The sequence below is a fragment of the Pseudophaeobacter sp. genome (assembly GCF_048267565.1).
Classification (GTDB): domain Bacteria; phylum Pseudomonadota; class Alphaproteobacteria; order Rhodobacterales; family Rhodobacteraceae; genus Pseudophaeobacter; species Pseudophaeobacter profundi.
Window position 1 is genome coordinate 766244 of the sequence record NZ_JBLWXG010000001.1, and the last position, 15323, is coordinate 781566.

The 15323-nt window shown below is 60.7% G+C and carries 12 protein-coding genes; 8 read left to right on the forward strand and 4 right to left on the reverse strand.

The genetic code is table 11. The annotated features are described in order from the left end of the window. The first annotated feature begins 122 nt into the window (after positions 1-122). A complete protein-coding gene (locus tag ACN0VH_RS03595; RefSeq protein ID WP_417699522.1) occupies positions 123-1691 on the forward strand; it encodes a caspase family protein in 1569 nt (522 codons plus the stop codon). A gap of 215 nt (positions 1692-1906) precedes the next feature. After that, positions 1907-2584 (forward strand): nitroreductase, encoded by a 678-nt coding sequence (locus ACN0VH_RS03600; RefSeq protein WP_417699523.1) that lies wholly within the window; start codon positions 1907-1909, stop codon positions 2582-2584. Positions 2585-2644: 60 nt separating this feature from the next. On the opposite strand, the gene parE is transcribed toward ACN0VH_RS03600, so the two are convergent. Then, positions 2645-4603: a DNA topoisomerase IV subunit B gene (gene parE / locus ACN0VH_RS03605; RefSeq protein WP_417699525.1), complete on the reverse strand. Its 1959-nt coding sequence runs from the start codon at positions 4601-4603 to the stop codon at positions 2645-2647. A gap of 238 nt (positions 4604-4841) precedes the next feature. Between parE and ACN0VH_RS03610 the strand changes: the two genes are divergently transcribed. Next, complete coding sequence (locus ACN0VH_RS03610) at positions 4842-5264, forward strand: PaaI family thioesterase (protein ID WP_278921887.1); 423 nt, start codon at positions 4842-4844, stop codon at positions 5262-5264. Beyond that, the gene (locus tag ACN0VH_RS03615; protein ID WP_278921888.1) at positions 5261-5959 is read left to right on the forward strand and encodes a hypothetical protein; all 699 of its coding nucleotides are present in this window, start codon (positions 5261-5263) and stop codon (positions 5957-5959) included. Before ACN0VH_RS03610 ends, ACN0VH_RS03615 begins: the two co-directional genes overlap by 4 nt. A 162-nt stretch (positions 5960-6121) precedes the next feature. Here the strand turns inward: ACN0VH_RS03615 and ACN0VH_RS03620 are convergent, their stop codons facing one another. Both ACN0VH_RS03620 and ACN0VH_RS03625 read right to left on the reverse strand, forming a co-directional pair. After that, positions 6122-6805 carry an ABC transporter ATP-binding protein gene (locus ACN0VH_RS03620; protein ID WP_278921889.1) on the reverse strand — a complete coding sequence of 228 codons (684 nt, stop codon included), beginning with the start codon at positions 6803-6805 and terminating at the stop codon, positions 6122-6124. Continuing rightward, a complete protein-coding gene (locus ACN0VH_RS03625) occupies positions 6798-8084 on the reverse strand; it encodes a lipoprotein-releasing ABC transporter permease subunit (RefSeq protein WP_278921890.1) in 1287 nt (428 codons plus the stop codon). Before ACN0VH_RS03625 ends, ACN0VH_RS03620 begins: the two co-directional genes overlap by 8 nt. Before the next feature lie 383 nt (positions 8085-8467). On the opposite strand from ACN0VH_RS03625, the gene ACN0VH_RS03630 reads away from it, so the two are divergent. The 4 genes from ACN0VH_RS03630 to ACN0VH_RS03645 all read left to right on the forward strand — a co-directional run bounded on the left by ACN0VH_RS03630 (position 8468) and on the right by ACN0VH_RS03645 (position 14228). Next, positions 8468-9583, forward strand: a complete 1116-nt coding sequence (locus tag ACN0VH_RS03630) for an NADH:flavin oxidoreductase (protein ID WP_417699526.1) — start codon at positions 8468-8470, stop codon at positions 9581-9583. A 145-nt stretch (positions 9584-9728) separates the two neighbouring features. Next, entirely contained in the window at positions 9729-10490 is a 762-nt protein-coding gene (locus tag ACN0VH_RS03635) for a SpoIIAA family protein (RefSeq protein ID WP_417699528.1), read from the forward strand. A gap of 205 nt (positions 10491-10695) precedes the next feature. Further along, positions 10696-12588 (forward strand): propionate-CoA ligase PrpE, encoded by a 1893-nt coding sequence (gene prpE / locus ACN0VH_RS03640; RefSeq protein WP_417699530.1) that lies wholly within the window; start codon positions 10696-10698, stop codon positions 12586-12588. 209 nt (positions 12589-12797) lie between these two features. Next, the gene (locus ACN0VH_RS03645; RefSeq protein WP_278921894.1) at positions 12798-14228 is read left to right on the forward strand and encodes an amidase family protein; all 1431 of its coding nucleotides are present in this window, start codon (positions 12798-12800) and stop codon (positions 14226-14228) included. A 309-nt stretch (positions 14229-14537) separates the two neighbouring features. On the opposite strand, the gene ACN0VH_RS03650 is transcribed toward ACN0VH_RS03645, so the two are convergent. Further along, positions 14538-15293 (reverse strand): NAD kinase, encoded by a 756-nt coding sequence (locus ACN0VH_RS03650; protein WP_278921895.1) that lies wholly within the window; start codon positions 15291-15293, stop codon positions 14538-14540. Positions 15294-15323: the final 30 nt, after the last annotated feature.

The following is a 15323-nucleotide window of genomic DNA, read 5'->3' on the forward strand; positions in this document are numbered from 1 at the left end:
CACCGCGTCAATCCAAGAAGCGCCGCAGCGCGGCAAACTGCGCGGTTTGGACAAAATGGTGACCTGCGCCGCGTTCTCTGCCACAGTATGACAAGAGTGAGGGGCAAACAGAAAGGACTGCGATGTTTGGGCAGGGAATGGTTGGGCAGGCGACGCTTGTCTACAGGCGCTTGGCTGTTTTCATCATCGTGATTTTCACCAGTTGCGCCCCGCTGCAGGCGAAAGAGCGCATCGCGCTGGTGATCGGCAACGCCAGCTACGCCCATACCTCGCCACTGGCAAACCCTGGCAATGATGCCACGACCATGGCTGCCACCCTGCGCGCAGCTGGCTTTACCGTCACCCGACTGATTGATGCGGATCAGACCAGCATGAAGCGGGCCTTGCTGCAATTTGGCAGGGCATTGCGTGGCCCTGCAGTCGAGGCCGGATTGCTATACTATGCAGGCCACGGGGTGCAGCTACGCGGTGAAAACTATCTGGTGCCAGTGAATGCCAATATCACCAGCGAAGATGAAATCGATTTTGAAGCCATCAATGTGAACAGCTTCTTGCAGGTGATGAACTCTTCCAACGCAGATATCAACATCGTCATTCTGGATGCCTGTCGCAACAACCCCTTTGCCAGCAGCGCGCGCTCGGCCACGCGGGGCTTGGCGCCGGTGGATGCCCCCAAGGGCACCCTGATTGCCTATGCCACCGCGCCCGGCGATGTGGCGTTGGATGGCGCCCAGGAGAATTCGCCCTATACCCAGGCGCTGAGCGCGGCCATTGCATCAGGTGGCGGGCGCACCATCGAGGCCATTTTCAAGACCGCCCGACGGCAGGTTCTGGCTGCGACCGATGACCAGCAGGTGCCTTGGGAAACCAGCTCCATCATCGGTGATTTCTACTTTCACCAAACCCCCAGCACGCCCGGTGCAGCCCCGCCCACGCCGCAGCAGCCACAGCAGATCGTTGCCATGCCTGCGCCGCAGACCAATCCCGTGCAACCACTGGACGAGGAAGAGATAGCGCGCAAATATGACCTGGCCCTGCGGCTGAACAGCGCGGCAGCCTGGCGCATCTTTGTCAAAGAATACCAGGATTATCCCGATAGTTTTTACATGGCCCTGGCGCTGGAGGCCTTGGCGCAGCTTTCACAGGGGGCGGCTGCAATTGCCCCTGCGCAGCCCTCTATCAGGCCGACAACGCCGAAGCTGCGCCACTGGCCCCTTCCACAGATGCGCATTCGCGACTGCTATGACCGGCAGTTCGGCCCCGCCGCCGCGCCCAGTGCCCAGCTCTGCGTCTCCTCACTGCTGGCCCCGCAGGCCGGCAATAGCTACGCCGGCGGCAATCTGGCAGACAATCGGCCCGAAACCGCCTGGATCGAAGGCGAGCGCGGCGATGGTATCGGCCAGACCCTGCGTTTTGCCTTTCAGGCCCCGACCCAGATCAACGCCATCCTGCTGGCCAATGGCTACACCAAAAGCCCCAGCATCTTTACCAAGAACAGCCGGGTGCGCGCCCTGCGCGTGCAAAGCTCGACAGGCTATGACAGCACCGTCCGGCTGCTGGATCAAGGCGCCATGCAGCGGCTGAATATCCCCGCACTGGGCCCCGTCACCTGGATCACCCTGACCCTGCAGGATGTCTATCCGGGCAGCCGCTACCGCGACACCGCCATCAGCGAGATCCAGTTTAGATAGCCAAGCGTCATAGATCACAGGCCACAGGCGGGGCCCAAGTGCCGCTGCGGCACGCGCGCAAAACCCCCTGTAAAGGACGAAATTTGCCACCTAAGATCGCTGACATGGGTGCCCCGATCCGAAAAGGGTCGAGGTGCCCAGCTGCCGCATCCGCCCCGTCAGCGCAGGTGGGCGATGTGGGCGATCATGCAAGCAAGGTGCAAAAGGGGCCAATGATGAAGCTTGAACAGGCAATGCAAGAGCGCCGCTCTATCCGTGGGTTTACCGATCGACCCGTCGCAAAAGAACTGCTGCAAGAAATCATTGCACTGGCGAACCGCGCCCCCTCTTCGATGAACACCCAGCCCTGGCATCTGCATGTGCTGACCGGCGCGCCGCTGGAACAGGTGCGCCGAGGCAATACCGAACGGATGCTGGACGGCACGCCCCCCAGCCGCGACATCGAAGACTATGCCGCCTATGAAGGCGAACATCGTGCCCGCCAGATCGAAATCGCCGTGCAACTGTTTGAGGCCATGGGGATTGAACGCCACGATAAAGAGCGTCGGCAAGACTGGGTCATGCGCGGTTTTCGCCAGTTTGACGCGCCAGTTTCAATCGTGGTCTGCTTTGATCGCAGTCTTTTGGACAATACCATTGCCCATTTCGACACCGGCGCCCTGACCTACGGCCTGGTTCTGGCCGCCTGGAGCAAGGGCCTGGGCGCAGTGATCAATGGCCAGGGCATCATGCAAAGCCCGGTGGTGCGTGAGGTTGCCAATATTCCCGAGGATCAGATCATTCTGACCTGTGTGGCCCTTGGCTGGCCGGATGAGGATTTTGTGGCAAATTCCGTGATCTCACGCAGGCGTCCAGTCGCAAACACCACCCGCTTTCTGGGCTTTGACGACTAGACCAGGCACCGCTGCCCCCAGCATCGGGGGCAGCCGCAGCAAAACCAGGGGCTGGGCAGGTTAAACGTCCAGTTCTTCAACGAATTTGGCGTTTTCCTGGATGTATTGATAGCGCAGTTCAGGCTTTTTACCCATCAGACGTTCCACCAGATCGCCCGTCTCGCCCGGTTCATCCTCGTCAATGGTGACGCGGATCAGCTTGCGGGTGGTCGGATCCATGGTGGTCTCTTTCAGATCCTTGGCATCCATCTCGCCCAGACCTTTAAAGCGCGAGACATCAATCTTGCCCTTGCCGCCCAGGCCCTTTTCCAACCAGGCGTCGCGTTCTGCTTCATCCAGGCAATAGACCCGGCGCGCGCCCTGCGTCAGGCGAAACAGCGGCGGGCAGGCAAGATAAAGATGCCCACCGTCAATCAAGGGCCGCATCTGGGTAAAGAAAAACGTCATCAGCAAAGAGGCAATATGGGCACCGTCAACATCCGCATCCGTCATGATGATGATTTTGTCATAGCGCAGATCATCCAGCATGAATTTGCTGCCCATGCCGACGCCCAGCGCCTCGCAGAGATCATTGATCTCGGCGTTGGAGCCCAACTTGTTCGAGGCCGCGCCCAACACGTTGAGGATCTTGCCCTTCAGCGGCAGCAAAGCCTGGTTCACCCGGTTGCGCGCCCCCTTGCCCGAACCACCAGCCGAGTCACCCTCGACGATGAACAATTCGGTGCCCGCGCGATCCTTGGAGGTACAATCGGTCAGCTTGCCCGGCAGGCGCAGCTTTTTGGTGGCCGTTTTCCGCTGGGTCTCTTTTTCCTGCTTGCGGCGCAGGCGTTCTTCGGCCCGGAGCACCAGAAAATCAAGGATGGCACCGGCCGATTTGGTATCCGCCGCGAGCCAGTTATCAAAATGGTCGCGCACCGAATTTTCCACCATCTTGGCGGCCACCTCGGTCGACAGGCGATCCTTGGTCTGGCCGACAAAGGCCGGGTCGGCAATAAAGCAAGAGACCAGCGCGCAGCCCCCAACCGTCAGATCTTCGCGGGTGATGCTCGCCGCCTTCTTGTTGCCGACCAGCTCACCATAGGCTTTGATCCCCTTAAGAACCGCCGCCCAGAACCCGGCAACATGGGTGCCGCCTTCGGGGGTGGGCACCGTGTTACAGTAGCTTTGGGTGAACCCGTCACGCGATGGCGTCCAGTTGATCGCCCATTCCACATAGCCCGGCACGCCAAATTTCTCGCGGAACTCGACCTTCCCGGCAAAGGGCGCGTCGGCATAGACAGAGGATTTGCCCAGCACCTCGGTCAGATAGTCCTTGAGGCCGCCGGGAAAGTGGAAGGTGGCGTCTTGCGGGGTTTCCCCATCATTGATGGCGCTTTTCCAGCGGATCTCAACGCCGGAGAACAGATAGGCCTTGGACCGCACAAGGGTGAACAGGCGCTTGGGCTTGAACCGGTGCGAGCCAAAGATCTGTTCATCCGCATGAAAGGTAACAAATGTGCCCCGCTTGTTCGGCGCGGCACCGATCTTTTCCACCGGACCCAACGGCAGGCCACGGGAAAACCGCTGCTCGTACAGCTCTTTGTTCTTGGCAACCTGCACCACCAGGCTGTCGGACAGCGCATTCACCACCGAAGAACCAACCCCGTGCAACCCCCCCGAGGTCTGATAGGCCTTGCCCGAAAATTTGCCCCCTGCGTGCAGGGTACAAAGGATCACCTCCAGCGCTGATTTATCGGGGAACTTGGGGTGCGGATCAATTGGGATGCCGCGCCCGTTGTCCGAAATGGTAATGGAATAGTCGGCATTCAGCGTAACTTCGATCCGGTTGGCATGGCCGGCAACCGCTTCATCCATCGAGTTGTCGAGGATTTCGGCCACCATATGGTGCAGCGCTCTTTCATCGGTGCCGCCAATATACATGCCGGGACGCTGGCGAACCGGTTCCAGCCCCTCCAGCACCTCGATAGAGGAGGCGTCATAGATGTCGGCGTCGGGAGTACTGAGGAGGTCGTTTGCCATCGGCGGGGGCTGCTCTTCATTTGTTTTGGTTGCGGCCATTATGGCAGGTGTTGTGGCCTTGTGAAAGAGGTCCCCTAGGGGCTGTGAATAACCTTTCCTGACGCTCTTGCAGTCAAGGGCAGTATACTTGGCAGACCCGATCCCCCCTGACGGGAGAATTGCTGCCGCGAAATCCAGGGTGGAGTTGACCGCCCGGCACAGCTAGGCTTCTGCATGACCCCACAGCGATGAGACCAAAATGACTCAGCCAGACCTGATGAGCGTCACAGACGCGCAACGCCTGTTGGATGAAAACTTTGCCGAATGGGTGCGCGCCCTGAATTTGACGGTCACCACATTTTCCCCGACCGAGGCCGTACTACATATGCCCCTTGCCCCGCATCTGGAACGGGTCGGCGGTATTGTATCAGGTCAGGCGCTGACTGCATTGGCCGATACTGCCATGGTACTGGCCGCGATTGCCCATGCCGGCACCCTGCGGATGTTTGCCACCACCGATCTGCACACACAGTTCCTGCGTCCGGGCGTTGGCTCTGCCATCCTGTGTCAGGCGCAGGTGGTGCGGGCGGGCAAGGCCCTGGTCTTTGCCCGCGCTGATATGCGCGAAGAGACCAGCGACAAGCTGGTCGCCACCGCCACTGCCACCTTCTATGCCGCATGAGACTGCGCATCGGCCTGGTCCTCTCTGTGCTTCTTGGGCCGCTTCTGCTGTCCTGTGGCCGCCCGGTCAGCCAGGCGGAACGGGGGTTTCTGGCCGAAATTCACGGCGAAAGTATCGATCTGGACCGGGTGCGCCTGGTGCGGGGCGCGCCGGTCGCCCCCGTCACCTATCGCCGCAAACCGCGCCCGCGCGAAACCTGCCGGGAACGTATCCTACCCCCCATAGAGGAAGAAACCGTCGTCACCTCTTCGCCAGCCGCCATTGCCCTGTTCAACCGCATCTTCTTTGTCAAAGACTGGTATACCGAGGATTACATGCCCGCCTACCCAGAGCGGCTCTATCTGGTAGAGGCCATGTTGCTGGCGCATGAGATGACCCATGTCTGGCAATGGCAAAACCGCGCCCAGACCGGCTATCACCCGCTGCGCGCCGCCGCCGAACATGGCAGCAGCCCCGATCCCTATCTCTTTGCGCTGGATGGCAGCCCAGATTTTCTCAGCTACGGCTATGAACAGCAGGGCGCCATCGTCGAAGAATATGTTTGCTGTCGTGCCCTGGCACCACAGGCCGCCCGCAGCAAGCGGCTGCATGCGATGCTCAAGGCGGTCATGCCGGTGTCGGATCTGCCAGCCAGCCGCGAAAGCGGCGTCTATCTGCCGTGGAAAGAGGTCGAACTGGCGGGGATCTGCGGCTAGTCGAAGGCCCCATCGATACCGCCCTCCGGGTAGAAACACCGGCGCGCGCTTTACGCCTTGTCTCTTGCGCCTGCTCCACAGCAGGCTCAGGCCGGTACTTGCGACAAGAACCGGCCTGCCCGTGGCGCCTGGCGTCTGGATTACCCAGCTGGCCTGACCTGGCTAGAAATCCACCAGCCGCCCGTTCTCCAGCTTGACGCGGCGGTCCATCCGGGCCGCCAAATCGGGGTTATGGGTCGCCACCAGCGCTGACAGGCCCGTGCCCGAGACCAGATCCAACAACGCGGCAAAGACCTGATCCGAGGTGCCAGGATCCAGATTGCCTGTGGGTTCATCCGCCAGCAAAACACGCGGGCTATTCGCCAGGGCACGGCAAAAGGCAACACGCTGCTGTTCGCCACCCGACAACGCCGCAGGGCGATGATTGGCGCGGTTCGACAGGCCCACCAGAGACAACAGCTCTAGCGACCGCAGCCGGGCCGCCGCCTGCGGAGTGCCATTGGCCAGCTGTGGCAGCACGATGTTTTCCAGCGCAGTGAATTCCGGCAACAGGTGGTGGAACTGGTAGACAAACCCCACGTCGCGTCGCCGCAGGGTGGTACGCTTGCCATCGCCTTTGCCATCGCCCCCCTGCCCGGCCACATGAACAGATCCACCGTCCGGCGTATCCAGCAACCCCGCGATATGCAGCAAGGTGGATTTCCCCGCCCCCGAGGGCGCGACCAGGGCCACCATCTCTCCGGCTGCAAGGCGCAGATCAACACCGCGCAGCACGTCAATCTGCGCCGCAGTGCCCTGATTGTAGGACTTCGTGACGGATTTCAGTTCCAGAACGGCTTCATTCATAGCGCAGGGCCTCTACCGGGTTCAGCCGGGCTGCGCGCCGGGCGGGAAAGATTGTCACCACGAAGGACAGGCCCAGCGACAGGCCGACAGCCGACAGCACATCGGGCAGGTTCAGCTCGGCCGGCAGCGCATAGATGCCGCGGATCGACGGATCCCAGACACCGCCCCCCATGAGGTAGTTCACAAAAGAGAAAATCGGATCGATATAGCTGGCAAAGAGACAGCCCAGAATGACCCCGAACAGCGTCCCCAACACGCCGGTAAAGGCACCACAGATAAAGAAAATGCGCATGATCGAGCCTTCGCTCAGCCCGATGGTGCGCAGGATCCCGATATCGCGGCCCTTGTTTTTCACCAGCATGATCAGGCCCGAGACGATATTCATCGTCGCAATAAGCACCAGGATCGACAGGATGATGAACATTACATTGTCTTCGACCTCCAGCGCGCGCAAGAACCCGCCCGAAGCATCGCGCCAGGTCCAGACGCCGATCGACCCTGCCGCAGCGCGCAGCAGCGGCAGCACCATCAGATCCACCTCTTCCGGGGCCTCGACCATGACCTCGATTTCATCGGCCACACCTTCGCGGTTGAAAAAGCTCTGCGCCTCAGCAAAGGGCATGTAAAGGCGGGTGCGGTCAATGTCATAGCGCCCTGCAGTAAAGATATAGACCACCTCATAGGCCTTGACCCGTGGGCTGGTGCCAAATGCAGTCTTGACGCCATCGGGTGAAATCAGCTTGATCCGGTCGCCGGGGCTGACGCCCAGTTCGCGCGCCACCCCCGAGCCAATGGCGACCCCCTCTTCAAAGCGGGCAAGGTCCCCCATTGCACCGTCGCTTTCGGCCACGCCGGGAATGGTCAGAATACCTTCTTTGGCGATGCCGAAGACTTCGACGCCGGAATTACGCTGGCGGGCGCTGGCCATGACCTGCCCCTTGATCAGCGGTGCCGCCCGGATCACGCCGGGCACCTTGGCCACCCGCGCGGCCATGGCATCAAAATCTTTCAGGCTGCGCTCCATCTGGCCTGCCGCATTCAGGGCCCCGTGGGAATAAAGCGTGACATGCGCATTGGCCCCCAGAATGGTGCCGACAAATTCCGAGCGAAACCCAGACCGCACCGCCAGAGTGGCAATCAGGGCAAAGACCGCCAGGGTAATGCCGATCAGGCTGATCCAGGTCATCACCGACACGCCCCCTTCGGCCCGGCGGGCTCGCAAATAGCGCCAGGCGATCATCCATTCAAAGCGCGCAAAAGGTGGGGGGGTCGTGGCCATGCTGGCTCCTGCTCAAGGTTTTGCGCCAAAGTGGTCTTTCCCGCCGCGCGGGTCAAGCAACAGCAGGCTGCATCGGCAATTCTGCACCCGGCTGTATCGACCTTTCCCAGCACCTGCCAGCCTGCGGTGCGCATACCCAAGACATGCAAGACCAAAAGCCCAGGCAATAGTGGCCGACCCCAGCGCCGCCGCAAGACATGAAACCACCGCGCGCCAGAGCTTTGCAGGCCCCAGCCCCACAGAAGGCGCCGGATGAAAAAACGCTGGGTCACAGTCCCTCACGACCCAAAGTAACCCCTACCCTGTAACCGCTACCTGCTGTTTCATATCCCCAACGCCTGGGCGGTCAGAAAGCACGCGCCCACACCGAAGCACAAAAGGACATGACCATGGACCCTGTCGAGACCCTGTTTACCCCCGTCACCCTGGGCAAGCTCAGCCTGAAGAACAAGATCGCTATGGCGCCGATGACGCGCACCTTCTCGCCCGGCAATGTGCCTGATGACAAAGTGGTCGCCTACTATCGTCGCCGGGCCGAAGGCGGCGTTGGGCTGATCATCACCGAGGGCACCTTTGTCAACCACGAGGCCGCAAGCGGCTATCCGAATGTGCCCGCCTTTTATGGTGATGCGGCCTTGGCGGGATGGAAAAAAGTTGTCGATGCGGTGCATGCGGCGGGTGGCAAGATCGCGCCGCAGCTATGGCATGTAGGTGCCATCCGTCGCCCCGGCGTCACCCCAGGCGGCGACACCCCCGGCCACAGCCCCAGCGGCATGGCCATCCCCGGCAAGATCACCGGTCACGCCATGACCCAAACCGATATCGACGCAGTGGTCGCCGCCTTTGCCCAGGCCGCAGCCGACGCCAAGGACATCGGCTTTGACGCGATTGAGCTGCACGGTGCGCATGGCTATCTGATCGACCAGTTCTTTTGGGAGGGCACCAACCAGCGCAGCGATGGCTATGGTGGCGATCTCGCCCAGCGGTCCCGTTTTGCACTAGAAATCATAGCTGCCGTGCGTGCCGCCGTGGGCGAGGATTTCCCGATCATCTTTCGCTATTCCCAGTGGAAACAGCAGGACTATTCCGCCCGGCTCTGTGACACCCCCGAGGCGCTGGAGGCGTTTCTGGCCCCACTGGTCAAGGCAGGCGTCGACATCTTTCACTGCTCGACCCGTCGGTTCTGGGAACCCGAATTCGGCGGCAGCGACCTGAATCTGGCGGGCTGGACGCGCAAGCTGACAGGCAAGCCCTCCATCACCGTGGGCAGTGTCGGGCTGAACGCCGATTTCCTGCCGGAAGATGGCACCGCCGATTTCAAGGCGGCAGAACCCGCCAGCCTCGACCGTCTGGTGGAACGCGCCAATCGGAACGAATTTGACCTTGTCGCCGTTGGCCGTGCCCTGATCGCCAACCCCGACTGGCCAAACCAGGTGGCCGCTGGCCAGGGGGATCGGTTGATCGCCTATGAAAAGAAGATGCTGCACGACCTGCGATAACGGCAGCACGGGGCTGCCGCATTGCCGTTATGCGCGCGCCCCGTCTCGCTTGTGGCCCATGCGGACAGTCCCGATTTGATATGCACCAGTGAAAATCTACATCCTAATCATTCTGGGAACACCGAAGGCTTTCACGATGATCAAAATGAGCGATACTGGCACCGCAGGCCAGCTTGAGATGCGCATGAGCGGAACCATCTCATCCGAGGACTATGAATACGTACTGACACCAGCACTTGAAGCGGCGCTAACCGAAGTTGACGCGGTGCGCCTGCTGATTGTGGTTAGTGGCGATGTGAATTTTGAAGTCGGGGCCGTCTGGGCCGATATGAAACTTGGCCTCAGTCATTGGCGCGGCTTCGACCGGCTGGCGGTCTGCGCGGCCCCTGGCTGGATTGCCAACAGCTTTCGCGCCTTTGCGCCGTTCATGCCCTGCCCGGTACAGGTTTTTGATCTGAAAGACGAAGACGCAGCCCGGCGTTGGCTCAGAGAGTCACTTGGCGCCATTCACCTGCGCACATTGGGCGGCCCAGCCGTGCAAATTGAACTGATCGGCAAAGTGAGCCCCGAGGACTACGCAATCGCGCAGGGCGATCTAGATGCAAAGCTGCGCGAAATGAACGGGTTTCGCTTGCTGCTTGATCTGCGCGAATTTGATGGCTGGCAAGGATTGTCGGCCATGGCGGCCCATATGTCGCTTGCGCGTGGCCACGTCGGGATGCTGGACAAGGCGGCCATCGTTGGCGACCGGGCCTGGCAGAAAATGGCGCAAAAGATCGGCGCGCAGTTCGTGGGGGCAGAGACCCGGTTCTTTGACGCGGAAAATTTTGAAACCGCAAAGAGCTGGCTGATTTCAGACCACCCCCAGAACCGCCAAGCCAGAAAGCACCCGGCAGGCGGAGATTAGCCATTTCAGATTAGCAAGTTTGCGAAACCAAGGAAAACTTGCTGTGAAACCCATCTATATAGAGACTTTGCAAAACTTTGCAGTCACTCTTGGCCGCAGGGTGCAAATTTATTGCGTCTCTGTGACGCGGGGTCACTATGATTGCTTGCTCAGACGGCGGGCTTGCGCCTAACTCGTTTCAACACAAAACGCGTGGAGGACGCCGATGTCGTATAAAGAGACCTATGCCCAGTGGAAAGCCGACCCAGAAGCCTTTTGGATGCAGGCCGCCGAAGCCATTGATTGGGATACCCCCCCAAGCAAGGCGTTGACAACCAAGGGCGAGGGGCTTTTTGAATGGTTTGCCGATGCCAAGGTCAACACCTGCTACAACGCGGTGGACCGCCATGTTGAGGCCGGGCGCGGCGAGCAGACGGCGATCATCTATGACAGCCCGATCACCCATACCAAACGCGAAATTTCATATGTGGAGCTGCGCAATCGCGTGGCAAATCTGGCCGGCGCCCTGCGTGCCAAGGGCATCGAAAAGGGTGATCGCGTCATCATCTATATGCCAATGATCCCCGAAGCGCTGGAGGCCATGCTGGCCTGTGCCCGTATCGGTGCCGTGCATTCGGTGGTTTTTGGCGGCTTTGCTGCCAATGAACTGGCAGTGCGCATTGATGACGCCACCCCCAAAGCCATTATCGCCGCCTCTTGCGGGGTAGAGCCGGGCCGCGTGGTACATTACAAGCCACTGCTGGACGGCGCCATTGAGCTGGCGACGCATAAACCGGATTTCTGCGTCATCCTGCAGCGCGAACAGGAAGTGGCACAGCTGGTCGAGGGCCGGGATTTCAACTGGCATGGCTTTCAATACGGGGTCGAACCCGCCGACTGCCTCCCGGTTGAGGGAAATCACCCCTCCTATATCCTCTATACTTCTGGCACGACGGGTCAGCCCAAGGGGGTTATTCGCCATACTGCAGGACAGTTGGTGGCGCTGAACTGGACAATGAAGAACATCTACAACGTCGATCCCGGCGATGTGTTCTGGGCCGCCTCGGATGTGGGCTGGGTCGTAGGCCACAGCTATATCTGCTATGGTCCGCTGATCCACGGTAACACCACCGTTGTGTTTGAAGGCAAGCCCATCGGTACCCCGGATGCGGGCACGTTCTGGCGGGTGATTTCCGAACATAAGGTCAAAAGCTTCTTTACCGCGCCCACCGCCTTTCGCGCGGTAAAGCGTGAAGACCCCAAGGGGGAATTCGTCGGCAAATACGACCTGAGCTGCCTGGAACAGGTCTATCTGGCGGGCGAGCGCGCCGATCCAGACACCATCACCTGGGCGCAAAACCAGCTCAAGGTGCCGGTGATCGACCATTGGTGGCAAACCGAAACCGGCTGGTCGATTGCCGCCAACCCGCTTGGTATTGAAGAGCTGCCAACCAAACTGGGCTCGCCCGCCTTGCCAATGCCCGGCTATGAAGTCGATATTCTGGATGAAGGCGGCCACCCCGTCGCCGCCGGAGAACTCGGCGCCATCGCCATCAAGCTGCCCCTGCCCCCCGGCACCCTGCCCACGCTGTGGAACGCCCAGGCGCGCTTTCGAAAAAGCTACATGACGACCTTCCCCGGTTATTATGAAACGGGAGATGCGGGCATGAAGGACGAAGACGGCTATCTCTACATCATGGCGCGTACCGATGACGTGATCAACGTGGCCGGGCACCGCCTGTCAACCGGAGCGATGGAGGAGGTTCTGGCCGCGCATCCGGATGTGGCGGAATGCGCAGTGATTGGCGTGGCCGATGCGCTCAAGGGGCAAATGCCGCTGGGCTTTCTCTGCCTGAATGCCGGGGTCAACCGCGATCCGGATGAGATCATCGCCGAGGTGGTCAAACAGGTGCGCGACACGATTGGTCCGGTGGCGGCCTTCAAGACGGCGGTGATTGTCGACCGCCTGCCCAAGACCCGATCCGGTAAGATCCTGCGCGGCACCATGGTGAATATCGCAGATGGCACCGCCTGGAAAATGCCGGCGACCATTGATGACCCGGTGATTCTGGATGAAATCACCGAAGCACTGCAAAGCCTTGGCTTTGCCAAAGCCTGACACCAGATCGCTGGCCTTTTTTGGGGGGCGGCAACGCCCCCTGACCGCCCCGCAAGCGCCGCCGCGGCGATAGATTGACCGCATGGCGCACAACGGCCGCAAAAACCAGGAAACACCCAAAAAATCTAATCGATCCGCGCGAACTATGGGCGGGTTTCCCTTGCAACCGATTTGTGCCGCTCTACCCTGCCCGGCAGGAGATGAGCATTATGAAAACAGACGATATCTGGCGCCTTAGCGCCACCGAACTTTCCACCCTGACACGGGCCGGCGACCTCTCGGCAGAGACCGCTGTTCAGGCCTCGATTGACCGCATGCAGGCGGTCAACCCCGCGCTGAACGCGGTGGTGGAAGACCTGAGCACCGAGGCCCTGACCCGGGCCCGAGATCTGGACAAGGCCCGCGCTGCTGGCGCGACGCCGGGGCCCTTGCAGGGGGTGCCCGTGACCATCAAGATCAACGTTGATCAAGCAGGCCATGCCACTTCAAACGGTGTGGTGGCGCTGAAGGATCTGATCGCCCCCGACGATGCGCCGGTGGTGGCAAACCTGCAAAAGGCCGGCGCGGTTGTGATCGGCCGCACCAACACGCCCGAGTTTTCCTTTCGCGCGGACACCGACAACCCGCTGCATGGCCGCACCCATAACCCCTGGGGCAAACATATCTCGGCTGGCGGGTCTTCTGGCGGAGCGGGTGCCAGTGTCATGGCAGGCATTGGCGCGCTGGCGCATGGCAACGACATTGGTGGCTCGCTGCGGTTTCCGGCGGCCGCAAATGGTGCGGTGACGGTGAAACCCGGCCTGGGGCGTGTGCCCGCCTGGAACCCCAGCCAAAAAGCCGAACGCGGCATCCTGGCGCAATCCATGTCGGTGCAGGGTCTGATCACCCGCTCGGCGGCAGATCTGCATCTGGCGATGCCCAACCTGATTGCCCCCGATCACCGCGATCCCTTTCATGTGCCCCTGCCTTGGCGCGGCGCGGCGCTGGATGGCCCCATCAAGGTTGCCTTTACCCGCAACACCTATGGCTATGATCTGCACCCCGAGGTCAATCTGGCACTGGAAACCGCCCGCGATGCGCTGTCGGATGCAGGCTATGTGGTGGAAGAGGTCGAAACGCCAGATGTCTTTGACGCTGGTCGCACCGGCTATCGTGCCTTGATGGGCGAAGTCTATGCCATGATGAAGCAGGATATTGACGCTGCCGGGTCTGATACCGTGCGCCAGATTTTTGAGGTCTATTTTCAGGAATTCCCCCCCTTTGCCGGGACGGAACTGCTGCAGATGATGGCCAAACGCAGCCACTACGCCCGCGAATGGGCGCAGTTCATGCAGGATTATCCGCTGGTGCTGACGCCGTTTTTGCCGCAGCCGTTCTTCAAGCCGGATCGCGACACCGAAGGTGCCGAGGGCGTGCATGAAGTGCTGGGCTGTGCGGTCTATTCCTACGCGATGAATTACCTCGGCCTGCCAGCGGGCTGCGTGCCCGCACGACTGGCGCCCCTGGCAACCGGGCCGCAGCCGATCAATGTTCAGATTGTGGCCCGGCGCTGGCGCGAAGACATGGCGGTCGATGCCTGCGCCGAAATCGAACAGCGGGTTGGCCGCTTTAGCCCACAACTGTGGGATCAGATGGCCTAGGCGGCGCTTTGGCGCCCGCAAGACTGTGCACACAAAAGAAGACCGGGAGAGGGGTTGCCCCTCTCCCGGCTCCTTTCAGACCATGAAAACTAGCTGATACACGACTGCCTTCCGCCAAAGGGCCAAATTTGTCGCTCACTACACAGGCAGGCTCCATCCAGAAGACTAGGAATGACCACAGAAACTTTGACCTGCCGTAGGGTAAGAGTGCCTTAGAAACAGGCGACAAGACCAGCCCTATCACAGAAACGTGATCGTATATCGCGCGCACCTGCAGCAAAGAGCAGCCCGGCCAGGCCCCCTCCTCTTTCAGGTAAATTGTTCTGAGATCAGGCGCTCTTCCAACCCATGGCCAGGATCGAACAGGATCTTGTGGCGGATGCTGCGTTCTGTCTGGATTTCAACCCACTGGATATCGGGGCAGGAAATGGAATCCGCATCGGCCATCACCGGGCGCTTGTCTGCCTCCAGCACATCAAAGCGTACCTTGGCGCTGCTGGGCAACAGTGCGCCCTGCCAGCGGCGGGGGCGAAAGGCGGCAATCGCCGTCAGCGCCAGGACATCCGACCCAATTGGCAGGATCGGCCCATGCGCCGAATAATTATAGGCGGTGGATCCCGCCGGGGTCGAGACCAGCGCCCCGTCGCAGACCAGCTCTGACAGTCTTTGCCGCCCATCCACCGATATCTTCAGCCGCGCCGCCTGCGGACCTGCCCGCAGCAGCGAGACCTCATTGATCGCCAGGGCCTTGTGGACGGCCCCATCCCTGCCCATGGCTGTCATTGACAGCGGATTGATGATCTCTTCATTGGCGGCCTCTAGCCGGGCAATCAAACCGTCCTCATGGTATTCATTCATCAAGAAACCAACGGTGCCGCGGTTCATGCCATAGACTGGCGCCGCAAGATCGACCATCTCGTGCAGGGTTTTCAGCATGAAGCCATCCCCGCCCAGGGCCACAATCACATCGGCCTCGGAGGCGTCGACCGTACCGTGCCGTTTGACCAAAGCATCACGGGCCAATTGTGCCACCGGGGCATCACTGGCCAAAAAGGCGATTCTCATTGTCTCTAAACCCTGTTTCCGGTGTGAGCC